Source organism: Streptomyces sp. RLB3-17 (assembly GCF_007113425.2).
In the GTDB taxonomy this organism is placed as follows: domain Bacteria; phylum Actinomycetota; class Actinomycetes; order Streptomycetales; family Streptomycetaceae; genus Streptomyces; species Streptomyces mirabilis_D.
Genome location: NZ_CP041610.2, coordinates 4,273,589 through 4,296,046, shown reverse-complemented (window position 1 = coordinate 4,296,046; position 22,458 = coordinate 4,273,589). Strand labels below are relative to the sequence as shown.

The following is a 22,458-nucleotide window of genomic DNA, read 5'->3' as shown; positions in this document are numbered from 1 at the left end:
GTCCCGGCCGTTCGGAGAGGGGTCATGGACGCGCAGGGTGTTCCAAGATCCACATACGGTGATGGGCGTCGGGCGTTGCCGCCTCGTTAACGTCCAGGTCACCCCGGGTGCCAACGATCCAGTATGAGCGGGGAGTCACCGCAACGAGCTTCCCGCGACCACTGCCGACGCGTTCGCACTCGGGGAGATCGCGCCATGTCGCGCATACGCTCTGTCGCCACTTCCGCCGCCATGAACCGCCGTACCCTGCTCGCCGCCACCGGGGCGGTGACCCTCTCCGCGGGCATCGGCTGCGCCCTGCGGCCCGACGCCGAGGCGCACGCCGCCACCACCGGCACCGGTGAGTCCGCCGTCGCCGTGTCCCTCCCCCGCTCTCGGCTTCGCTCGAGCGGGGGGACCCCCATGGCGCCCGCCGCACCCCTCGCTCCCTACGAGCGCGGCACCACCCTGGAGAGCGTGGCCGCGCCGCGCTCCGGCTCGGGCGGCTACCGGCGGCTCGGTGACGGCCCCGCCTGGAAGCGGGTCGTACGCGGCGACCTGGCCGCGGCCAAGTCGGGCCGGGCCGACCGGCGCACCGCGCTCGCCGCGTTCGTGCAGTTCACCGACCTGCACCTGATCGACGTCCAGCACCCGCTGCGGCTCGAGTACCTGCGCACCTGCGCCGCGGGCGCCTGGCGCCCGCACGAGTCGCTGACCGTGGCCGGCGCCGTCTCGCTCGTCGAGCGGGTCAACGCGCTGCGGGGCGCCCCCGTCACCGGCTCCCCGTTGCACTTCGTCATGACCACCGGGGACAACACGGACAACAACTCCAAGACGGAGCTGGACTGGTTCCTGAAGGTCATGAGCGGCGGCCGGATCAGGCCCAACAGCGGCGACCCGCGCCACTACGAGGGCGTCCAGAACAGCGGCCTCAAGCTGTACTGGCAGCCGGACGCGGCCCTGCGCGACGCCGACAAGCAGCGCGGCTTCCCGCATCTGCACGGCTTCCTCGCCGCCGCCATCCGTGAGCTGCGCAGCCCCGGCCTCGGCCTGCCCTGGTACTCCACGGTCGGCAACCACGACGCGCTGCCGCTGGGCTGCTACCGGCAGGGCGACTCCTTCCTCGCCGAGTTCGCCGTCGGCGGCAAGAAGCTGATGACGCTGCCCGCCTCGGCGAGCGCCGCCCTGCGCGCCGCCATCAAGAACGACAAGGACCCCAAGGGCACCCAGCTCAGGGACCTCCTCAAGACGCACGCGAGGGAGCTGCGCCCGGTCACCCCGGACGAGTCGCGCGCCCCCTTCACGCCCGCCGATTACCTCAAGGCGCACCTCGACCCCGCGTACACCGGCCCCGGCCCGATCGGCCACGGCTACTCACAGGCCAACCTCGCCGCGGGCACCCAGTACTACGCCTTCCGCATCTCCGACGACATCATCGGCGTCAGCATCGACACCACCGACCCGGGCGGCCACTACATGGGCTCCATCGGGACGACCCAGCTGCGCTGGCTGGACAAGACGCTGGGCGACAACAAGGACTCGTACGCCATCGTCTTCAGCCACCACACCAGCACGTCGATGACCAACCGCCGCACCGACCCCGCGCACCCGAGCGACAAGCGCCACGGCGGCGAGGACGTGGTCGCCACGCTCGCCAAGCACCGCAACGTGCTGGCCTGGGTGAACGGCCACACCCACAAGAACGAGATCATCGCGCACTCCGCGCCGAACCACGGCTCCTTCTGGGAGATCAACACCGCCTCCCACGTCGACTTCCCGCACCTCGCCCGCATCATCGAGGTCGTCGACAACAAGGACGGCACCCTCTCCCTCTTCACCACCCTCATCGAGTCCGCGGCCCCGCACCGCACGGACTTCTCCGACCTCAGCCAGACCGGCCTCGCGGCCCTCTACCGCGAGCTCGCCTTCAACGCCCCGGGCCGCAACACCGAACTGGCCGGCGCCTCACGGGACCGCAACACGGAGCTCGTACTGAAGAAGGCCTGAGGAGACCAGAAGAACGGCCGAAATCCACTCAACTGGCTTACAGGCGGGCAACCTTCACATCGGCCCGCCGGGTCCCTCCCCCCGACCAGGGTTCACCGGTGAAGGGGGAACGACATGTCCGTGCGTACGGGACTGGTGGCGACGACGGCGGTGGCGCTCGCGGCCGCTCTGGCGGGGCCCGCGGTGGCGGCTCCCGCCGGGGCAGGCCACCACGGCGCGACCCGCGCCGCCATGGACGCCGCGGTGAAGGCCGGGGTGCCGGGCGTGACGGCGACGGCGCGGGACACCGGCGGCACGTGGTCGGCCACGGCCGGCGTGGGCGACGTGCGGACGCTCGCGCCGCGCGGCACAGCCGACCACTACCGCGTGGGCAGCATCACGAAGACGTTCGTGTCGACGGTGCTGTTGCAACTGGAGGCGGAGCGGAGGCTGTCGCTGGACGACAAGGTGGAGAAGTGGCTCCCGGGCGTGGTGCGGGGCCACGGCCACGACGGACGCCTGATCACCGTCCGTCAGCTCCTCAACCACACCAGCGGCATCTTCAACTACACGGCGGACGACGACTTCGCCCGCACGTACTTCCTGAAGGACGGCTTCCTCGAACACCGCTACGACACGGAGACACCCGAGCAGCTCGTGGCGATCGCGATGGCCCACGCACCGCTCTTCGCGCCGGGCACGTCCTGGAGCTACTCCAACACCAACTACGTGCTGGCCGGCATGGTGATCGAGAAGGTCACCGGCCACTCCTACGCCACGGAGATCCGCCGCCGCGTCATCGAACCGCTCGGCCTGCGCGCCACGTCCGTCCCCGGCACCAGGACGACGCTCCCACGGCCCAGCAGCCACGCGTACTCGAAACTGTCCCGGGCGACGACGGGCCCGACGTACGACGTCACGCGGCTCAACCCCTCCCTGGCCTCCTCCGCCGGGGAAATGATCTCCGACTCCGCCGACCTGAACCGCTTCTACGCGGCCCTGATGGGCGGCCGGCTCCTTCCGCCGACGCAGCTGAAGGAGATGAGGACGACGGTGAAGGCCGACGGGATCCCGGGCGCCCGCTACGGCCTGGGTCTCATCGACCGCGACCTCAGCTGCGGGGTCCATGTGTGGGGCCACGACGGCGGCATCCACGGCTCGACGTCCTCCGCCGTGACGACGGCGGACGGCCGCCACTCCCTGGCCTTCAACTTCAACGGGGACTGGTCGGGGGACAGCGATGCGGTGATCGAGGGGGAGTTCTGCGGCAAGTAGGCCCCTGAACGGCCCTCTTGACGCCGGTCCGAGCCCGAGGTTCCCCGGGGCGCACGCACGAGGAGGGGCCGCCGGATCGCCGACGGCCCCTCCTCTCCCCTCCTGGTACCGCCCCGGTCCGTCACTACCGGGGCAGGACCACGACATACGCCGCCGGATCCCGGTCGTTCGCCGCCATCAACGCGGTGCGGACCACCGCCGCCTGCTGCTCCATCGCGACGCGCAGCTTCCGCGGGGTGACGTGGACGACCGTGATGCCCAGCCGCTCCAGGTGCTCGCGCTTGCGGGCGTACTCCGACCAGAGGGCGTCGTCGTCCTGCCCATGGCCTTGCCGATGTCCCGGCCGGGGCGCCCGGGTGTCCAGCTCCAGGGCCACCGCCTGCTCGGGCCAGTACGCGTCGAGGCCGCCCAGGTGGGGCCCGCCCGGCAGACGCAGGTCGACGTTCCAGACCGGATCGGGCAGGCCGTACTCCCGCACCATCCGGTAGAGCCGGTCCTCCGCGACCGCCCGGCCCTCCGCCACCAGCGAGTCCACCGCGTCCACCACGTGCGGCCGGCTCAGCAGCCGCGCCTGGGTCAACTCACGTACCACCGTGGCCGGTTCGCAGTGCCCGGCGCGGACCGCCTCCGTCAGCAGCCGCCGTACCGCGCCCGCGTCCGACAACTCCGCCACCGCGTCGGCGAGGGCGCGCGGCACCGGGGCGACCGGGACACCCGTGAGGTAGGAGGGGGCCGGCAGCGAAGGCGTACGGACGATGCGGGCGCAGCCGTGCGAGCGCAGCCGGCGCAGCCGGGGGACCAGGACGTCGATCTTGTCGAGGGCGGTCAGCGGGGGCGACGAGGCGAACCCGTGCAGGGTCAGCGCCGCCAGGCCCGTGATCAGCGCGTCCGCGTACGGCCGCGGGGCGTGCGGTTCCTCGGCGCCCGGCTGGACGGGGATGCCCGGCGCCGACTCGACTGCGGGGGTGCGGCCCGCGAACAGCAGGACGGCGTGGAGGCGTTCCTCGGAGGTGGGCGGCCCCGGGTGGAGGAGGAAGACGCCGGGGAGGATCTGCTGCCAGGGGCCGCCCGGCCGGCACTGCTCGGTGGTGTCGGCGGCCGTGATGCCGTGGGCGCGCAGCTGAGCGGCGGTCAGGACCCGCCGCTGCGTGCGGGACAGGTGACGGAGGGGGCGGGGGGAGAGTGGGGTGTTGTGGTTCATGACCGGGGGTATCCCGCGTCCGATCCGTCCCCTAACCGCTGTTACACGCCCGTCGACAAATCCGGACAAGCTCGCCCTAAAGTACGGGCGTTCGACTGCCGAAAGACGCTGGTCCGGAACGGGGTTACGGGGCCCGGTGCGCGGGTTCGGTAACGGGGCTCCGGGCGGCCGCATGGGCGGCCCGGGGCCCCGTCACTTCCCGGCCGTTGTCGCTACGAGCCCGCCGCCGTGTCGCAGGCCTGCCCGCGCAGGGCGCGCGCCAGGTCGTCCCGTGCCTCCAGGACCAGACGGCGCAGGGCCGGTGCCGCGTCCTCGTGGGCGGTGAGCCAGGCGTCCGTCGCGTCCAGGGTCTCCTGGGAGTCCCGCAGGGACGGGAACAGGCCCTTGACCACGTCCATGCCGATCTGGATGGACCGCTCGGCCCAGACGCGCTCGATGGCCGCGAAGTACTTCGCGGCGTAGGGAGCCAGCAGCTCCCGCTGGGAGGGCTGCGCGAAGCCCGCGATGGTCGCCTCGACCAGCGCGTTGGACAGCGCGTCCGACTCGACGACCTGCGCCCAGGCCTGGGCCTTGACCGCCGCCGAGGGGCGGGCGGCGAGGCAGCGGACCTGGTGGCGCTTGCCGGAGGCCGTGTCGTCGCGGGCCAGTTCGGCCGCGAGGAGGGACTCGTCGGCGACGCCGTGCGCGGCCAGCGGTTCCAGGAACGCCCAGCGCAGCTCCTGGTCGACGTCCAGACCGTCGACCTTGGCGGTGCCCTCGAGGAGGTGCAGCAGCAGGTGCAGATCGGCCTGGTCGGAGGCGACCGTCGCGAAGAAACGGGCCCAGGTCAGCTGGTGCTGGCTGCCGGGCTCGGCGAGCCGCAGCTCCTTCAGGGCGCCCTGGGCGAGCAGCCGGCCGCCCTCCGCACGCCAGTCGGGGGCGGCGTAGTGGACGAGCGCCGAGTGCGCCCAGGAGTGCAGCATCTGCAGGACGCCGATGTCGGACTCGCGGCCCGCGAAGCGCAGCACCAGGCCCACGAAGTCCCGGGCCGGCATCAGCGCGTCCCGGGTGAGGTTCCACAGCGCCGACCAGCACAGCGCGCGGGCGAGCGGGTCGGTGATGTCGCCGAGCCTCTCGCGCAGCGTGGCCAGCGAGTTCTCGTCGAAGCGGATCTTGCAGTAGGTGAGGTCGTCGTCGTTGACGAGGACCAGCTCGGGGGCGTCCGCGCCGACCAGCTCCTCGACCACCGTACGGGGACCGACGACGTCGACCTCGGCGCGCGCGTACCGCACCAGGGACCCATCGGCGTCCTCACGCCGGTACAGGCCCACCGCGACGCGGTGCGGGCGCAGTTCGGGGTGCGACTCGGGGGCCTCCTGGAGCACGGCCAGCTCCGTGATGCGGCCCTCGGCGCTCAGGATCACCTGCGGGGTCAGGGAGTTCACCCCGGCCGTCTGGAGCCAGGACCGCGACCAGGTGGCCAGATCGCGCCCGCTGGTCTCCTCCAGCGCCGACAGCAGATCGCCGAGGCGCGTGTTGCCGTACGCGTTCCGCTTGAAGTAGCGGCGCGCGCCCTCCAGGAACGCGTCCTGGCCGACGTACGCGACGAGCTGCTTGAGCACGCTCGCCCCCTTCGCGTACGTGATCCCGTCGAAGTTGAGCTTGGCGTCCTGGAGGTCACGGATGTCGGCCGTGATGGGGTGGGTGGAGGGCAGCTGGTCGGCACGGTACGCCCAGGCCTTGCGGCGGTTGGCGAAGGTGATCCAGCCGTTCTCGAAGCGGGTCGCCCCGACCAGCGCGAACGCGCCCATGAAGTCGGCGAAGGACTCCTTGAGCCACAGGTCGTCCCACCACTCCATGGTGACGAGGTCGCCGAACCACATGTGCGCCATCTCGTGCAGGATGACGTTGGCCCGGCCCTCGTACGACGCCTGCGTCACCTTGCCGCGGAAGATGAACTCCTCGCGGAAGGTGACGAGCCCCGGGTTCTCCATCGCGCCGAGGTTGTACTCGGGCACGAACGCCTGGTCGTACTTCCCGAACGGATAGGGGAAGTCGAAGTGGTCGTGGAAGAAGTCGAGCCCCTGCTTGGTCACCAGGAACACGTCGTCGGAGTCGAAGTGGGGCGCAAGACCCTTGCGGCACATCGCGCCGAGCGGGATCTCCAGCGTCGTACCGTCCTCGAAGGTGCGCGCGTAGCTGTCCGTGACGTAGTGGTACGGGCCCGCCACGAACGCGGTGATGTACGTGGAGATCGGCTTGGTCTCGGCGAACCTCCACACACCGTCGACGAGTTCACCGACGCCGTTGCTCCAGACCGTCCACCCCTCCGGGGCCCGCACCTCGCAGTGGAAGGGGGCCTTGAGGTCCGGCTGCTCGAAGTTCGCGAAGACGCGCCGGGAGTCGGCGGGCTCGTACTGGGTGTAGAGGTAGACCTCGCCGTCCTCGGGGTCGACGAAGCGGTGCATGCCCTCGCCGGTGCGGGAGTAGGCGCACTGCGCGTCGACGACCAGCTCGTTGTCGGCCCGGAGGTCCTCAAGGCGGATGCGGGAGCCGTCGAAGACCTCGCCCGGGTCCAGGTCCTTGCCGTTGAGCGACACGGCCGTGACGCTCGGTGCGAGCAGATCGGCGAAGCTCGCGGCGCCCGGCTCCGCGCAGCGGAAGCGGATCGTGGTCACCGAGCGGAACGTGCGCGGCTCGGCCTCGATGTCGCCCAGGGCGGAGCGCAGGTCGAGGGAGACCTCGTACCCGTCCACGGACAGCAGCGCTGCCCGCTCCTGGGCCTCGTCGCGGGTCAGATTCTCACCGGGCACGGGCGGCACTCCCTCGGGGCGTCATGGAATGGACACGGATACAGCGAAACGGACAGGAGCGATCCTGCCATGTGCCCCTGACGCGGGACACCCGGGAATGAGGCGTGACACCCGGGAATGAGCCGAGCGGCCTCCGGCGTTGCTGCGGGAAACACCGCTTTCCGAGGAGAACCATGCCCGAGACCGCCTCCACCAAGACCCCCGTCGACTTCTGGTTCGACCCGCTGTGCCCCTGGGCCTGGATGACCTCGCGCTGGGTGCTGGAAGTGGAGAAGGTCCGGGACATCGAGGTCCGCTGGCACATCATGAGCCTCGCGGTCCTCAACGAGGACAAGCTGGACCAGCTGCCCGAGGAGTACCGGGACATGCTCGCCACCAAGGCCTGGAAGCCGATCCGGGTGGTCACCGCCGCCTGGCAGAAGCACGGCGAGGACGTCCTCGGCCCGCTCTACACCGCGCTCGGCACCCGTATCCACAACCAGGGCGAGGGCGCGACCCTCGAGGCGATCGCGGGCGCGCTCGAGGACGTCGGCCTCCCGGCCTCCCTGCTCGACTACGCCGACCAGGAGGACTTCGAGTTCGACGCCGAGCTGCGCGCCTCCCACAAGGAGGGCATCGACCAGGTCGGCCAGGAGGTCGGCACCCCGGTGATCGCGCTCCCCGGCGACGACGGCGAGCAGATCGCCTTCTTCGGCCCGGTCGTCACGCCCACCCCGCAGGGCGAGGCCGCGGCCAGGCTGTGGGACGGCACGCTGCTGGTCGCCTCGACCCCCGGCTTCTACGAGATCAAGCGGACCCGCACGAAGGGTCCGGACTTCAGCAACCTGTAAGGGTCACCAGGAGTCATTCCGGGTCGGGCATCTTCTGGGGCGGGTCGAACGGCTTGACCCTCAATGCCGTACGGATGTTGCGGCAGTCGAAGTCGGTTCGCCCGCAGATCCAGTAGTCGTCCACATACGCGTTCGGCTTCTGGAGGTTCGCCAGCTTGCGGATGATGTCCCGCTCCCGGTCGTCCCGGGGCTGGCGGTGCGGCTGGTAGGACCCACACGTGTAGCAGGGGTACGTCATTTCCCTCGGCATCCCGCAACGATGCCCCGGAAGCCCGCATACCGTAAGGCCCCGTGAGGCTCCTTTTCGCTCCTCACGGGGCCTTGGGGGCACTGCCGAACAGACCCGGACGGAGGGCTTCCGCCGGAGCGCGCACGCGAGCGCGCCCCGACCGGAATACTGGCGGGTCATGAGTACGACGAGCATGACCCACAGCGCCGTGAGTCCCGCAGCCTCAGTGAGCACGACCCTGCTGCTCGCCCGGCACGGCCGGACCGTCTGGCATGCCGAGAACCGCTACGCCGGAGTGAGCGACGTCCCCCTCGCCGACGAGGGCCACGCCCAGGCCGAGGCGCTCGGCCGCTGGGCCGCCGCGCACCCCGTGGACGCCGTCTGGACGTCGACCCTCTCGCGCGCCGTCGCCACGGCCGAGCCCGCCTGCCGCGCCCTCGGTCTCACCGCGCTCCGCGAACCCGCCCTGCGCGAATGCGACTTCGGGGTGGTGGAGGGCCGTACCCTCGCCGAGTTCGAGGCCGAGAACCCGGCCCGGGCGAAGGCGTTCCGGGTCGACCCGGTGTCGTACCCCTTCCCGGAGGCGGAGGACCCGCGCACCGCTGCGGCCCGCGGGGCGGCCGTCCTGCGCCGGATCGCGGCCGCGCACCACGGCGAACGCGTCCTGGTCGTCGCCCACAACACGCTGCTCCGGCTGGTGCTCTGCTCGCTGCTGTCCATCCCCCTGGGCGAGTACCGCAGGGTCCTCCCGCGGCTGCGCAACGCCGCGATCACCGAACTCCGCATGACGGACGGGGCCGCCGCGCTGCTGTCGCTCAACGTGCCCTGCGGGTGACGCGGACTGTGTACACAGGAGGGCCCCCGCGAGTCACGTCCTCGCGGGGACCCTCCGTTTTCCGCCTGCCACGTGAAAGGTGAGAAGACGATCACGAGCAGGACGTTTCATACCCGCCTCAGGGGGTCGGCAGCAAGACGTTCGCGCGGGACGTGGCCGCCTCGTATCGCCTGGCCACGTCCTGCCAGTCGACGACCTGCCACATCGCGTCGATGAAGTCGACCTTCTGGTTGCGGTACTGGAGGTAGAAGGCGTGCTCCCAGGCGTCGAACACCAGGATCGGCACCGAACCCTGCCCGACGTTGCCCTGGTGGTCGTAGATCTGCTCGACGACGAGGCGACCGCTGAGCGGCTCGTGGGCGAGGACGCCCCAGCCGGAGCCCTGGGTGGTCGCGGCGGCCTTCGTCAGCTGCGCCTTGAACCCGGCGAAGGAGCCGAACGACTCGGCGATCGCGTCCGCGAGCCCTCCCACACCGTCCACGGCGAGGGGCTCACCGCCGCCGTTCCCGCTCATGTTCGTCCAGTAGATGCTGTGCAGGATGTGGCCGGAGAGATGGAAGGCCAAGTTCTTCTCCAGACCGTTGACCGCTCCCCACGACTCCTTGTCACGCGCCTCCGCGAGCTGCTCCAGCGTGTCGTTGGCCCCCTTCACATACGCCGCGTGGTGCTTGTCGTGGTGCAGCTCGATGATCTCGGGGCTGATCACGGGTGCGAGCGCGGCGTAGTCGTACGGCAGCTCAGGGAGTGTGTAGACGGGCATGGCGGGGTCCCCTCCGGCCTCGTAAGACCTTATTGCACATAGCTTGCAACTGCACGTTAGCAACAAAAAGGCCCTCGTGCGGGTCGCACGAGGGCCTTTCGGGGGAATGGGAGCGGGAGCGGTCAGCGGGCCGCGCGTGCCCGCTGCCAGGCGTATCCGACGGCCGCCAGGAACAGCGTCATCCCGCCCGTCGAGTACAGCTGCACCCGGGTGTCGGGCTGCCGGGCCATCAGGACGAAGATCGCGGCCATGCCGGCCAGCGCCACCCAGGTCAGCGCCGGGAACAGCCACATCCGCACGACCAGCTTCTCCGGTGCCTCGCGCTCCACCCGGCGCCGCAGCAGCAGCTGCGAGACCGCGATGAAGATCCACACGACCAGGATCACCGCGCCGATCATGTTCAGCAGCCAGGGGAAGACGTCGTCCGGCCGCCAGTAGCTCAGCAGCACGCACACGAAGCCGAAGACGCAGGAGACGAGCACCGCGACGCGCGGGACCCCGGCCGAGACCCTGCCGAGGGCCTTCGGGCCCTGGCCGCGCTCCACCAGCGAGTAGGCGATGCGCGAGGAGCCGTAGATGTTGGCGTTCATCGCCGAGAGCAGCGCGACGAACACGACCACGTTCATCAGCTGACCGGCGCCGGGGATGCCCAGGTGGTCGAGGGCGGCGACGTAGGGGCCCTTCTCGACGACCTCCTTCGAGTCCCAGGGGACCAGCGTGACGATGACCGCCATGGAGCCGATGTAGAAGAGCGCGATGCGCCACATCGCCGTACGGACGGCGCGCGCCACGCCTTGGACCGGGTTCTGCGACTCGGCCGCCGCGATGGTGACCGTCTCCAGACCGCCGTACGCGAAGACCGACGCGAGCAGACCGACGACCAGCCCCTCGCTGCCGTGCGGGAGGAAGCCGCCCTGGCCGGTGAGGTTCGAGGTGCCGGGGGAGTCCGTGCCGGGGAGCACACCCGCGACGGCCAGCACACCCAGCACCAGGAACAGGCTGATCGCGCCGACCTTCAGCGCGGCGAACCAGAACTCGAACTCGCCGAAGTTCTTCACGGCGGCGAGGTTCGCGACACAGAAGACCACCATGAACAGGGCGACCCAGGCCCACTCGGGCGTACCCGGCAGCCAGCCGGTGACGATCTTCGCCGCCCCGATCCCCTCCAGCCCGACGGCCGTGCAGAGCAGCACCCAGAAGGACCACCCCGCGGTGAAGCCCGCCCACGGTCCGATCGCCCGCTCGGCGTGCGCCGAGAACGAGCCCGAGGACGGATACGCGGCGGACATCTCGCCGAGCATCCGCATCACCAGCATGACCAGCAGACCGGAGACCGCGTACGCGATCACGATCGACGGTCCGGCGGCGGCGATCCCCGCGCCGGACCCCACGAACAGACCGGCGCCGATCACACCGCCGAGGGCGATCATCGACAGATGGCGCTGCTTGAGGCCGTGGGACAGCGGGGCGTGTGCGTCGGGAGCGGCGGGTGGGGTGTCGAGGGTGGTGCGGGACATGAGAGCGGGTGGTCCCTTACGTGCGAGTGGGCAAAAACGCCCACAGTCTGGGCAGCCTCTCCGCTCAGGCGGAGAGGCTGCCCACTATGCGGACACCCGCGGTACGGAGCGTGAGATTTCCTTTACTCGGCCCCGGACGTGCGGTGCGAGTTATTCGGCTCCGGACGTGTAGTGCGTGCTACTCGGCCACGGACGTGTAGTGCGAGGCGTCGCCCTCGATCGAGTAGCTCTCCTTGCCCTCGATGCCGACCGGCACGTCACCGGCGACGGTCACCCGGTGCAGGCGGCGCGGCCGGCCGTCGTAGTTGTCGACCGCGTAGTGCTGGGTGATCCGGTTGTCGAACAGGACCAGCTGGTTCGGGGACCAGCGCCAGCGCAGGATGTTCTCCGGCCGGGTGACGTACGACTGGAACAGGTCGAGCAGCTTGCGGGACTCGCCCACCGACAGCCCGACGATCCGCTGCGCGAACCCGCCGATGAACAGCCCGCGCTCACCGGTCAGCGGGTGGACCCGGACGACGGGATGGGCGGTACGGAACTTGATGGACGTGAACTGGGCCCGCTGGGCGGCCTGTTCCTCGTCGATCTGCTCGTCCGGCACCGCGTAGTCGTAGTCGTTGGTGTGCTCGGCCCACAGGGTGTCGGCGAGCGCGCGCAGCGGGGCGGGCAGGTCCCGGTAGGCGGCCGCCGAACTGGCGATCAGGGTCTCGCCGCCGTACGGCGGGATCGTGATGCTGCGCAGGGTGCTGGCCTGGGGCGGGTTGAGGACGAAGGTCACGTCGGTGTGCCAGTGGTTGGCGCGCCCGCGCTCGCTGTCGACGGGGAGCACGTTCGGGGCGCCGTCGACGGCGGCCACCGTCGGGTGGGCGGTGGTGAGGTCGCCGAAGTGGCGGGCGAAGGCCTGCTGGCCCTCGTCGTCGAGGTGCACGTCGTCGAAGGCCAGGGCCTTGTGGACGTCGAGGGCCTCGCGGATCGCGGTGACCTGTTCCTCGTCGAGCGGCTTGGAGATGTCTACGCCGGAGACCCGGGCGCCTATGTTCGCGGTGACCTTGCTGATCTCGATGGACATGCGGGGTCGTCCTTTCAGACCGTGGCGAGTGCGGGAGTGAGGTACTGGTTGGCGGGGCGGGGGAGGCCGTAGCGCTCCCGGAGGGTCCGGCGCGGTCCGTACTCCGTGCGGAGCAGGCCGCGGGCGCGCAGGATCGGGACGACGTGGTCGACGAACAGACCGAGGCCGGAGGGGAGTACGGCGGGCATGATGTTGAAGCCGTCGGCGGCGCCGCTCGTGAACCACTCCTCGATCGCGTCGGCGACCTGCTCCGGCGTGCCGGCGAAGGTGAGGTGCCCGCGCCCGCCGCCGAGCCGCCCGATCAGCTGCCGTACGGTGAGCCGTTCGCGGCGGGCGAGTTCGACGACGAGGGTGTAGCGGCTCTTGGCGCCCTCGATGACGTCCTCGGGAGGCAGGTCCGCGGGCAGCTGGGCGTCCAACTCCAGGGTTCCGGGCTCCAGTTGCAGCAGGTGCTCCAGACGGTCCACGCCGTGCGTGTACACGATGTGGTCCTCCAGGACCTGCTCGTTCGCCCGCGCCTCGGCCTGCGTCGAGCCGAGCACCGGGACGATGCCGGGCAGCACCTTGATGTGCTCGGGGTCCCGGCCGGCCGCCGCCGTACGGGACTTGAGGTCAGCGTAGAAGGCCTGGGCGTCGGCGAGGGTCTGCTGCGCGGTGAACACCGCCTCCGCGTAGCGCGCCGCGAACGTCTTGCCGTCCTCGCTCGACCCCGCCTGCACGAGCAGCGGGTAACCCTGCGGTGAGCGGGGCACGTTGAGGGCGCCCTCGACACTGAAGTACGTGCCCCGGTGGCGCGGCGGGTGGATCTTGGCGTCGTCGCCCCACACGCCGGCCGCCTTGTCGGCGACGATCGCGTCGTCCTCCCAGCTGTCCCAGAGCTTGAGCGAGACGTCCAGGAACTCGGCGGCGCTCGCGTACCGTTCGGCGTGCGCGGGCTCGGCGTCGAGACCGAAGTTGCGGGCGGCCTCCGCACCGGCCGTGGTGACGATGTTCCAGCCCGCCCGACCGCCGCTGATGATGTCCAGAGAGGCGAACTTGCGGGCCAGGTTGTAGGGGGAGTTGTAGGACGTGGACGCCGTGGCGATCAGGCCGATGTGCTCGGTGGCCGTCGCCAGTGCGGTGAGCAGGGTGAGCGGTTCCAGGGCACCGGCCGGGCGTTGGGCCAGGTTGCTCCACAGCTGCGGTCCGTCGGCCAGGAAGAGGGAGTCGAAGGTGCCGCGTTCGGCGATCCGGGCCAGCTCGACGTAGTGGGCGAGTGCGACATGGGCGTACGGGTCGCTCTCCGGCAGCCGCCACGATGCCTCGTGATGGCCGGTGTTCATCAGAAAGGCGTTGAGGTGGAGTCGGCGGGTCATGCGTGGTCCTCCGTCACACCGAGGGCGGCAAGGAGGCGCTCCCGGTATTCACCCAGGACCGGCTCCCGGTAGGAGCGCGGATGGGGGCGGTCGATGGTCAGGTCGAGGCCGATCCGGCCCCGGTCGAGCACCAGGACGCGGTCGGCGAGCACGATCGCCTCGTCCACGTCGTGGGTGACGAGAAGCACGGAGGGCCGGTGGCGCTCCCACAGCTCGCGCAGCAGGACGTGCATCCGGATCCGGGTCAGCGCGTCCAGCGCGCCGAACGGCTCGTCGGCCAGCAGGAGTTCGGGCTCACGGACGAGCGAGCGGGCCAGGGCGGCGCGCTGGGCCTCGCCGCCGGACAACTCGTTGGGCCAGGCGCGTTCGCGGCCTTTCAGGCCCACCTCGGCGAGGGCTTCGCGGCCCTTGTCGGCCGCTTCCTTGCCGTTCGTGCCGAGCAGCACGTTGTCGAGGACCCGCCGCCAGGGCAGCAGCCGGGAGTCCTGGAAGACGACCGACACCCGCTCCGGGGCGGTGAGCCCGCCGCTTCCGACGACCTCGTGGTCCAGGCCCGCGATGGCCCGCAGCAGTGTGCTCTTGCCGGAACCGCTGTGCCCGAGCAGGGCCGTGAACTGTCCGGCGGGCAGGTCGAGGTCGATGCCGTCGAGGACGGTACGGCCGTCGAACGACCGGGTGAGACCTCGTAGTCGGACGGCCGGGGCGGCGGTCAGCTGCTGAGTGTGCGGCGCCATGACAGCACCCTCCGTTCGACGAGACGGACCGCGCTGTCGGAGACCAGGCCGAAGACGCCGTAGATCAGCAGGCCGACCAGGATGACGTCCGACTGGCCATAGTTCTGGGCCTGGAACATCAGGTAGCCGAGGCCGCTGGTGGCGTTGATCTGTTCCAGGACCACCAGGCTCAGCCAGGAGCCGGTCACCCCGAGGCGCAGTCCGACGAAGAAGCCGGGCAACGCGCCGGGGATGACGATCTGGCGGACGAACTGGAGCCTCGACAGGCCCTGGACCTCGGCGAGTTCGACGTAGCGGTGGTCGATGCCGGACAGCGCGGCGTGCAGGTTGAGGTAGATCGGGATGTAGACGACGATCGCGATGATGGCGATCTTGAAGGTCTCGCCGATGCCCAGCCAGAGGATGAACAGCGGGATGAGGCCCAGGGTCGGGATCGCCCGGTTGAGCTGCACGGTCCCGTCGATCAGCGCCTCGCCGATCCGGCTGAGCCCGGCCGCCAGCGCGAGGACCACACCGGCGGTCAGACCCAGCGCGAAGCCGTATCCCGCGCGTTCCAGGGAGGTGCGGACGTCGGTGGGGAGCGTGCCGTCCGTCCACAGGTGGCCGGCGGTCCTCAGGACCGTCCAGGGCGCCGGGATCGCGCCCGGGTCCAGCTGTCCGGCGGCGGAGGCGGCCGCCCACAGGGCGAGGAAGAGGGCGGGGCCGACGATCCGGGAGGCGGGCAGGCGCTTGCCGGGAGCGAGGCCGCGGCGCCGCCTGCGCCGTACGGCAGGTGTGTCCTCGGCGGCGGGCACCGGCACGGTGGTCGGGGTCGTGGTTGTCGTCATGGCCGTCACTTCCGGTACTCCGCCGGGACGGCCTTCGCCGCGATGCCCTCGAAGCGCCGGTCGAAGAGCGAGCCGACCTTGAACGCCTTCACGAAGCCGCCCTCGGCCAGCAGATCGGCGGTCTCCTGCTCCCACTTCACCGCCTCGTCCCAGCTCGGCGGGAACAGTGGCTTGTTGGCGAGCTCGGTGATCGACCGGGCCTGCGCGAGCGTGAGGTTCTGCGTCTTGACGTAGAACTCCTCGTTCCAGGCGTCCGGGTGCTCGTACGCCCACACCTGCCCCTGCGCCCAGCGCGGGATGTACGCGGCGACGGCCGCCGCCTTCGCCGGGTCGGCCAGCACGGAGGTGGGCGCCCACAGCAGGTTGAGCAGGTCGACCACGTCGGTGGTGATGGCGCGGGCGCCCTTCGACTCGTACTGCTTGAGGTACGCCGGTGCCTGGCTGTTGGCGAGCGGGGCGATGTCGACCTGGCCCGACTGCAGGGCCGTGAAGAACTGGTTGCTGGTCAGCGGGACCAGCTTCACCTCGTCGTAGGCGAGCCCGGCCTCCTTCAACGCCCTGAGCAGGACGACGCCCTGGGCCTGCCCCTGGGAGAACGCCAGCTTCTTGCCCTTGAAGTCCGCGACGGTGTGGATGTCGCTGCCGGGCTTGGTCGCGAAGAGGTAGTTGGGCTTGCGGGTGATGTTGATCGCGACGATCTTGGCGTCGTAGCCCTGGTAGTGCGCCTGGATCGGCGGGATGCCCGCGTTGTTGGCGACGTCGAGGGACTTGGCGCGGAAGGCGTTGATGACATCGGGTCCGGCACCGATGTTCACCCAGCTGGAGACGGTGAACGGCAGGTCGGTGAGGCCCGCGAGCTTGAACTGGAGCTGCTGGACGTTCTGGTACGAGGCGATCTTGAGGCTCGTACCGGAGGGGACCTTGGCGGACAGCGGGGCGGACAGGGACCCCTTGGCCTTGCTGTCGGCGGCACTGGCCCCCGCGCAACCGCTCAGTCCGGCCGCGGCGGCCACGCCGAGCAGGGAGGACAGGAACAGCCGCCGGTCCACACCGGGCGCGAAGGGGGACGACGAAGGAGACAGTGGTGGCATGGGAGGACTCCGGGGATCCAAGTGGCGGAAATGCGCGCGGAATTCCGGGCAGGGGGAATTCACCAGGGGAAGGAGGTGAAAGAAGTGAAATACGCGCGCATGAGGAGAGGAGAGGCGCACGCCGAGGGCGCGGCAGAAGAAACCGGGGATCGTCTACGCGTCTACGCGTCGATGCGTCAACGCGTCAGCAGGTCAAGGCGCCGACGCGGCAATGACCCGGCGTCAGCAACAACGCGTGCGTGCGACCCGCATAAGGTCGACGACGCGGCACTTGGTCAGCGGAACCTGCACCCGCGAGCTGCTCATGAGGAGGATGCTCCTGTCCTCGTACGACCGCTGTCAACATTCCGAGTTTCTGAATTAATTCGTCCCCGGTGACAGGCTCAGCGGATCCCGGTACACCACGTCGAGTGCCACCGATCCACCCGCCACGGCGAGCACGGATTCCGGGAAACTGGTCGGCAGGACGGAAGCCGCCCGGTCCGCACCCACCTCCGCGCGCAGTGCCGCGAGGCAGTCCTCCCGATGCACGGTCCCGACCTCCGCGACGACGACCGTGTCCGGGTTGAGCACGTCCAGCAGCAGCCGGGCCGCCCGCCCGACCGTCCGGGCCCGCTCCAGCAGCAGACGTACGGCGACGGGGTCGCCGTCGGCCGCGGCGCCGACCACGTGCATCGGGTCGGCGGTGGTGATGACCCCCGCCTCCCGCGCCCGCCGGCACAGTGTCCGCTCGCTCAACTCGGCCTGAAGGCAGCCGGTCCGGCCGCAGTCGCACCGCTCCGAGCCGCCCGGCAACGGCAGATGGGCGATCGCCCCGGCCTGGGAGCGGGGACCGTGGTGCACCTCGTCGTGGGTGGCGAAGGCGGCGTCCACCACGTTGCCCACGAACAGGTGCAGCACGCTGAGGCTGCCGCGCGCCCGCCCGAACAGCCGCTCTCCGTTGACCAACGCCCGTGCGTGCCCGTCCACATGGACCGCCAGCCCGGTCCGCGTGCCGAGCGCGCTCCGGACGTCGACGTCACGCCAGCCGAGCAGCGTGTGCTCCACGATCGTCCCGGAGTCGCGGTCCACCCAGCCGCCGGCCGCGACGCCGACGCCGAGGGGGATGCGGCCGGGGTGGTCGGTGAGCAGGGCGGCCAGCCCGGAGGCGGCGTTCGCGAGTACGCGGTGGGGCTCCGTGCCGTCGGCGTGGGCGAGCCGTCGCTCCGTGACGACCCGGCCGCGCAGGTCGAGCAGGGCGACGGTGGTGTACGGGACGGCCACGTGGACCCCGCCGACCACGAACCGGGAGTCGTCCAGATGGATGGGGACGTGGGGACGTCCGACGCCGTTCGACTGCCGGGGCGTCGGAGCCTCCCGGATCAGGCCGAGCGCGGTGAACCGGGCGCAGTAGTCGGTCACCGAGGCAGGGGAGAGGCCGGTCAGCCGGGCGACGGTGCTGCGGGCGACCGGGCCGTGCTCCAGGACGGAGCGCAGGATGACGCTGGCGCTGGTGCGTCGGCGGTCGTCGGCGGTGGCGCGGTGGGGTGTCGTGGGCGGGGCGGGGGCCAGGGAGGTACGAGGCATGGCGCTTCCTAGGGAGCGTGTCCGAAACGGTCGCGTCTCGGCGAGCCGGATGCGCTCCGCCCGCCCTACCCGGGGCGACAGGTGGCGGTGCCCTGGCGTCGCAGGTCGACATAGCGACGCGACGCGAAGTTCTCAGCCTGGGCAACCATGCCCTGAAGGGTAGGTCCTACCCCCGATTCCGGCCAGGGCTCCCCGCGCCGCCGGCTCCCCGCATCGGCCTTGGCCCCCGAACTCCGGCCGAGTCGAGGCCTTTGGGGGCGCGGGGAACTGCGCGAACGGCCCCCACCGGGCCGCAGCCGAACGAAGACGCCCGACGGGGTCCGGGGCGGAGCTCCAGCGGGACGGGACGGGTAGGGGCGGTGGGGGCGAATTGGTGGGACCCTACAGCCCGTGCTCGAACCTCCCCGTGGACAAAACCATCCCACCTCAGTGACCAGCATCACGCCCCGATAGGTGTACGCGGCCCCCTTTGTAAGGGCTCCACCAAGTCCCGGATCCCCGCTTTGTCGATCGCACACGGTGATCCACCCGCCCCCCTGGGATAGCGTCACCGTGTCCCGCCCCCCCGTCACACGCCGGAGTCCCCATGAGCACCGTTGCCGCCTCCCCCCGCCAAGGCATCCGCCCCGGCGAGGTCCTCGCCGACCTGCTCCCGGCCTCCCGCGTCAGGGACATCACCCTCGTACTCGGCGGAGCCGCCCTCACCGGCCTCGCCGCCCAGATCTCCCTGCCCGTACCGGGCTCTCCGGTCCCGGTGACCGGCCAGACCTTCGCCGCCCTCCTCGTCGGCACGGCCCTCGGCGCGGGCCGCGGCTTCCTCTCGCTCGCGCTCTACGCCCTCGTCGGCATGGCCGGCATGCCGTGGTTCGCCGACGGCGGCTCCGGCACCGCCGCCCCGTCCCTCGGCTACATCCTCGGCATGATGTTGGCCTCCGCTGCCGTGGGCGCCCTCGCCCGCCGCGGCGCCGACCGCTCGTTCCTGCGCACCGCGGGCACGATGCTGCTGGGCGAGGCGATCACCTACGCGGTCGGCCTCCCGTACCTGGCCGCCGCCACCGGCATGTCGCTGAGCGCGACCCTCGCGGCGGGGTTCACCCCGTTCCTGATCGGCGACGCCCTGAAGGCGGCGCTGGCGATGGGCGTCCTGCCGACCGCCTGGAAGTTCCTCAACCGCTGAGGTCGTAGTCCCCTCGGAAGAGGTTCGCAGTCCCCTCGCAAGAGGCTCGCCGGGTCGTACTCCGACTCCGACCCGGCGAGCCTCTTCCGCGTTCCGGGCCCGCACAGCCCCACCGCGCTGTCCCCGCAGGACGTGTGCGTGCGCAGAAGCAGAAGCAGAAGCAGAAGGTGGGCCGGGACGCCGCGCACACGGCGTCCCGGCCCACCCGGTCACGACTGCGGCTGACGGCGGGGCCGCCGCTGGGCCCACCACACTCCCGCCGCCCCGACGGAGACGAGCGCCGCCCCCGCCACGCCGAGCGGCAGCAGGTCACTCCCGGCGCCGGTCTTGGGCAACTGGTCGCCGCCGGGTGTCACCGGCTTGTTCTCGGTGTCGAGCAGCAGCGGAGTGGCCGGAGCGTTCGGCGACGGGTTCGTCGTACCGAACGGCACCGGGCCCTGCTGCCAGAACGTCTTCTTTCCGTCGCTGTCCTGCACCGGCAGGCAGATCTTTCCGGTCTTGCTCAGATCGAAGGTCGCGGCGACGGCGTACGACTGCGACTTTCCGGCCGTGAGATTGCCGACATCGCACACGAATCCACTGTTCGAACCCTTGGGCAGATCCTTGTCCGCCATGGCGGAACAGCCCTTGACGCTCTTGACCTGTAGGCCGTCGAATCCGACCACCAAAAGCCGGATCTTTCCGCTGTCCTTGGTTCCCTCATTCTTCACCGTGGCGGTCAGCGCCGTTTCGTGCGAGCTGTTGTCCACCGAGATCTTCTCGGGCAGCAACGTGGTCAGCTTCACCCCCGCCGGCGCCGGGTCCATGGCCTTTCCCCCCTTGCTGCTCCCCGGTCCCTGGTCGTCCGCGACGGCGGTGAAGGAAAGGATCAGCACGGCCGAGAAAGATGCCGTGAGCAGCGATCCCGCGATGGTCGTCGTGTGACGAGAACTCATGTTCGCCCCCCTTGGCTGCGCCTGAATTCGCAGTACTTGAAGAGGTACCACAAGATTTCTCCGCACTATGCTGGTACGGCATGAAGTGTGACCATTGTGTTTCTGTTGTGGCCGACGATTGTGGCGGGTGTTGAGGGGGTGCAGGGGATTGACGGGGAATGCGAGTGGCGGTGTTCCGGGATTATTGGTGACGGGTCGATATCGACTGGCCGAGAGTATTGGCCAGGGGGGAATGGGACGGGTGTGGCGAGCCACCGACGAAATGCTCGACCGGCAGGTCGCCGTCAAGGAAATGCGGATCGACGGACTCGATCCGGAGGACACCCGAACCCGCCGCGAACGCACCCTGCGCGAAGCCAGGGCCACGGCTCGGATCGACCATCCCAACGTCGTGCGCATCTACGACGTCGTGGACCAGGGCGAGCGGCTGTGGATCGTCATGGAACTCGTCGCGGGCCGCTCCCTCGAACAACTCGTGGTCGAGGACGGACCGCTCGACCCGCCCGCCGCGGCCCGTATCGGGCTCGAACTGGTCGCGGCCCTGCGCCAGGTGCACGCCGGGGGAGTGCTCCACCGGGACATCAAGCCGGGCAACGTCCTGGTCGAACGGCGCGGACACCGTGTCGTCCTCACCGACTTCGGCATCGCCGCGCTCCAGGACGCGGAGGCGCTCACCATGGTCGGGATGCTGGTCGGCTCCCCGGACTACATGGCACCCGAGCGTGTCTCCGGACGTCCCCAGGGCCCGCCGTCCGACGTCTGGTCGCTGGGAGCGACGCTCTGTGCGGCCCTCGGCGGCCGCTCCCCGTTCTCCCGTTCGACCACCCTGGCGACGTTGCACGCGGTCCTGTACGAGGAGCCCGAACTTCCGTCCACGGCCGGTGAGCTGGGGGAGATTCTGGCCGCCCTGCTGGAGAAGGAACCGTCGACCCGACCGGGTCTGGCGGAGCTCGAGACGGCGTTGCGCCCGATCGCGTTCCCCCGATCGGAGGAGACCGAGTCTTCGGAAACGGGGTTCGTACCCGAACCAGCGGCGGAATCACCGGAATCACCGGAAGCGGCAGAGACACGGGAACCGTCGGAACCGTCAGAGGCACGGGAGATACCGGAGGCATCGGAGGTTTCCGAGACGTCGGGGGCGTCAGAGGCGTCCGAGACGTCAGAGGTGGGCGGGACGGCCGAGGCTCCGGATGCACCGGGGATGCCGCAGACACCGGAACCCGCGCCGCCCCCCGTCCCCCCGTTCCACCAGGAGTCGCCCACGCGCGCGCTCCTGGACGTGAGCCTCATACGCGCGGCGCAACACCTCCCGCCCCAGCGGGCTCCCGAACCGACCCCCGAACCAGCCTCCGAGCCGGACCCCATACAGGACGCCATCCCGGAGCCCGCCCCCACACCCGCCCCCACACCCCGATCCAACCCCCGACCCCCCTCACCCCCCCTCGCGCCCGCCCCCGAACCCACACCCACCCCCGAACCAGCCCCCCGAGCCCAGCGCACCCCTGCCGCTTCCCGAACCCCCCTCCCTCGCCACGCACACCACGGTCTCCCGCGTGGTGGTCATGCCGCCGGGCGAACTCCCCGGCCCCGCCGTGCCGTCCGTCCCACGGCGGGGCCGGCGCCGGATGGGCCTGGCCGCCGCCGGTGGCGTGGTGATCGTGGGAACCGTCGTCGGGCTCGTCATGACGCAGACGGGCGGCTCCTCCCACGACACGACCGGCGCGTCCACTTCGACCTCGACCTCGACCTCGCCGTCGGCGTCGTCGACGTCGCCGAACTCCGCGCAGACCTCATCCACATCCACCACCGACCCCTCCTCCCCACCCCCCACCGTCGACGGCACGTCACGCCCGCCGAGCCTGCCTGCGGGCGCCCGGAAGGAGGCCGGACTGTACGCGTGGGTGCCGCCGCAGGGCTGGCAGCGGGTGGCGCAGAGCGGTTCCGAGGTGCACTACACCTCGCCCGACCGCGCGCAGGAGATCGTGGCCAACGCGACCCCGGCCCGGGGTGACCTGCTCGCGCAGTGGCAGCAGGCGGAGGTGGGCACCAGCAAGGGCCTGAACTACCACCGGATCCGCCTGGAGCGCACCACGTTCCGCGGCGCGTCCGCGGTCGTCTGGGAGTACACCGTCACGGCCCGGGGCCGGCTCTGGCACGTCCGACTGCTCGGCTTCCGCTCGGGCGGCACGTCGTACGAGATCAGCACCTGGTACCACCCCGACATCGAGGCGACCGCGCTCCCTGTCTACGACGCGGTCAAGAAGAGCTTCACGCCGCTGTGAACGGGGAGGGGCCCGGCG

At 70.8% G+C, this 22,458-nt stretch carries 18 protein-coding genes and 1 pseudogene; 7 read left to right on the top strand and 12 right to left on the bottom strand.

The genetic code is table 11. The features are described 5' to 3' along the window. Positions 1 to 195: 195 nt before the first annotated feature. Positions 196 to 1,986 carry a TIGR03767 family metallophosphoesterase gene (locus FNV62_RS19725; protein WP_143601646.1) on the top strand — a complete coding sequence of 597 codons (1,791 nt, stop codon included), beginning with the start codon at positions 196 to 198 and terminating at the stop codon, positions 1,984 to 1,986. A gap of 114 nt (positions 1,987 to 2,100) precedes the next feature. Next, positions 2,101 to 3,240, top strand: coding sequence for a serine hydrolase domain-containing protein (locus tag FNV62_RS19720; protein ID WP_181360889.1), 1,140 nt, complete (start codon positions 2,101 to 2,103; stop codon positions 3,238 to 3,240). Positions 3,241 to 3,364: 124 nt separating this feature from the next. Here FNV62_RS19720 and FNV62_RS19715 read toward each other — a convergent pair whose 3' ends face one another. Both FNV62_RS19715 and pepN read right to left on the bottom strand, forming a co-directional pair. Next, a complete protein-coding gene (locus FNV62_RS19715; RefSeq protein ID WP_143601645.1) occupies positions 3,365 to 4,441 on the bottom strand; it encodes a hypothetical protein in 1,077 nt (358 codons plus the stop codon). A 212-nt stretch (positions 4,442 to 4,653) separates the two neighbouring features. Then, the gene (gene pepN, locus FNV62_RS19710; protein WP_143613382.1) at positions 4,654 to 7,233 is read right to left on the bottom strand and encodes an aminopeptidase N; all 2,580 of its coding nucleotides are present in this window, start codon (positions 7,231 to 7,233) and stop codon (positions 4,654 to 4,656) included. A 173-nt stretch (positions 7,234 to 7,406) separates the two neighbouring features. On the opposite strand from pepN, the gene FNV62_RS19705 reads away from it, so the two are divergent. Continuing rightward, the gene (locus tag FNV62_RS19705) at positions 7,407 to 8,063 is read left to right on the top strand and encodes a DsbA family protein (RefSeq protein WP_097284735.1); all 657 of its coding nucleotides are present in this window, start codon (positions 7,407 to 7,409) and stop codon (positions 8,061 to 8,063) included. A gap of 13 nt (positions 8,064 to 8,076) precedes the next feature. On the opposite strand, the gene FNV62_RS19700 is transcribed toward FNV62_RS19705, so the two are convergent. After that, positions 8,077 to 8,313 (bottom strand): hypothetical protein, encoded by a 237-nt coding sequence (locus FNV62_RS19700; protein ID WP_143601643.1) that lies wholly within the window; start codon positions 8,311 to 8,313, stop codon positions 8,077 to 8,079. A 157-nt stretch (positions 8,314 to 8,470) separates the two neighbouring features. On the opposite strand from FNV62_RS19700, the gene FNV62_RS19695 reads away from it, so the two are divergent. Next, positions 8,471 to 9,127: a histidine phosphatase family protein gene (locus FNV62_RS19695; protein WP_060895920.1), complete on the top strand. Its 657-nt coding sequence runs from the start codon at positions 8,471 to 8,473 to the stop codon at positions 9,125 to 9,127. A gap of 118 nt (positions 9,128 to 9,245) precedes the next feature. On the opposite strand, the gene FNV62_RS19690 is transcribed toward FNV62_RS19695, so the two are convergent. From FNV62_RS19690 to FNV62_RS19655, 8 genes are all read right to left on the bottom strand, one after another. Then, the gene (locus tag FNV62_RS19690) at positions 9,246 to 9,887 is read right to left on the bottom strand and encodes a superoxide dismutase (RefSeq protein ID WP_143613381.1); all 642 of its coding nucleotides are present in this window, start codon (positions 9,885 to 9,887) and stop codon (positions 9,246 to 9,248) included. A 122-nt stretch (positions 9,888 to 10,009) separates the two neighbouring features. Continuing rightward, positions 10,010 to 11,404, bottom strand: a complete 1,395-nt coding sequence (locus FNV62_RS19685) for an amino acid permease (protein ID WP_054231746.1) — start codon at positions 11,402 to 11,404, stop codon at positions 10,010 to 10,012. A gap of 178 nt (positions 11,405 to 11,582) precedes the next feature. Further along, complete coding sequence (locus FNV62_RS19680; protein ID WP_054231745.1) at positions 11,583 to 12,473, bottom strand: TauD/TfdA dioxygenase family protein; 891 nt, start codon at positions 12,471 to 12,473, stop codon at positions 11,583 to 11,585. Between the two features lie 14 nt (positions 12,474 to 12,487). Further along, positions 12,488 to 13,828, bottom strand: a complete 1,341-nt coding sequence (locus FNV62_RS19675) for an LLM class flavin-dependent oxidoreductase (RefSeq protein WP_144315462.1) — start codon at positions 13,826 to 13,828, stop codon at positions 12,488 to 12,490. Next, on the bottom strand, positions 13,825 to 14,562 hold the full coding sequence (locus tag FNV62_RS19670) for an ABC transporter ATP-binding protein (RefSeq protein WP_060895916.1): 738 nt from the start codon (positions 14,560 to 14,562) through the stop codon (positions 13,825 to 13,827). Before FNV62_RS19670 ends, FNV62_RS19675 begins: the two co-directional genes overlap by 4 nt. After that, a complete protein-coding gene (locus FNV62_RS19665; RefSeq protein WP_060895915.1) occupies positions 14,538 to 15,389 on the bottom strand; it encodes an ABC transporter permease in 852 nt (283 codons plus the stop codon). The genes FNV62_RS19670 and FNV62_RS19665 overlap by 25 nt, the downstream gene beginning before the upstream one ends. Before the next feature lie 5 nt (positions 15,390 to 15,394). Continuing rightward, on the bottom strand, positions 15,395 to 16,480 hold the full coding sequence (locus tag FNV62_RS19660) for an ABC transporter substrate-binding protein (protein ID WP_060895914.1): 1,086 nt from the start codon (positions 16,478 to 16,480) through the stop codon (positions 15,395 to 15,397). A 360-nt stretch (positions 16,481 to 16,840) separates the two neighbouring features. Further along, positions 16,841 to 18,046: an ROK family transcriptional regulator gene (locus tag FNV62_RS19655; protein ID WP_144315461.1), complete on the bottom strand. Its 1,206-nt coding sequence runs from the start codon at positions 18,044 to 18,046 to the stop codon at positions 16,841 to 16,843. Positions 18,047 to 18,632: 586 nt separating this feature from the next. On the opposite strand from FNV62_RS19655, the gene FNV62_RS19650 reads away from it, so the two are divergent. Further along, positions 18,633 to 19,223, top strand: coding sequence for a biotin transporter BioY (locus FNV62_RS19650; RefSeq protein ID WP_144315460.1), 591 nt, complete (start codon positions 18,633 to 18,635; stop codon positions 19,221 to 19,223). Positions 19,224 to 19,432: 209 nt separating this feature from the next. Here the strand turns inward: FNV62_RS19650 and FNV62_RS19645 are convergent, their stop codons facing one another. After that, positions 19,433 to 20,158, bottom strand: a complete 726-nt coding sequence (locus FNV62_RS19645) for an LPXTG cell wall anchor domain-containing protein (protein WP_144315459.1) — start codon at positions 20,156 to 20,158, stop codon at positions 19,433 to 19,435. Positions 20,159 to 20,390: 232 nt separating this feature from the next. On the opposite strand from FNV62_RS19645, the pseudogene FNV62_RS19640 reads away from it, so the two are divergent. Continuing rightward, positions 20,391 to 21,059: pseudogene (locus FNV62_RS19640) on the top strand (serine/threonine-protein kinase); the annotation flags it as partial. A gap of 652 nt (positions 21,060 to 21,711) precedes the next feature. Then, entirely contained in the window at positions 21,712 to 22,440 is a 729-nt protein-coding gene (locus FNV62_RS19635; protein WP_164657571.1) for a hypothetical protein, read from the top strand. Positions 22,441 to 22,458: the final 18 nt, after the last annotated feature.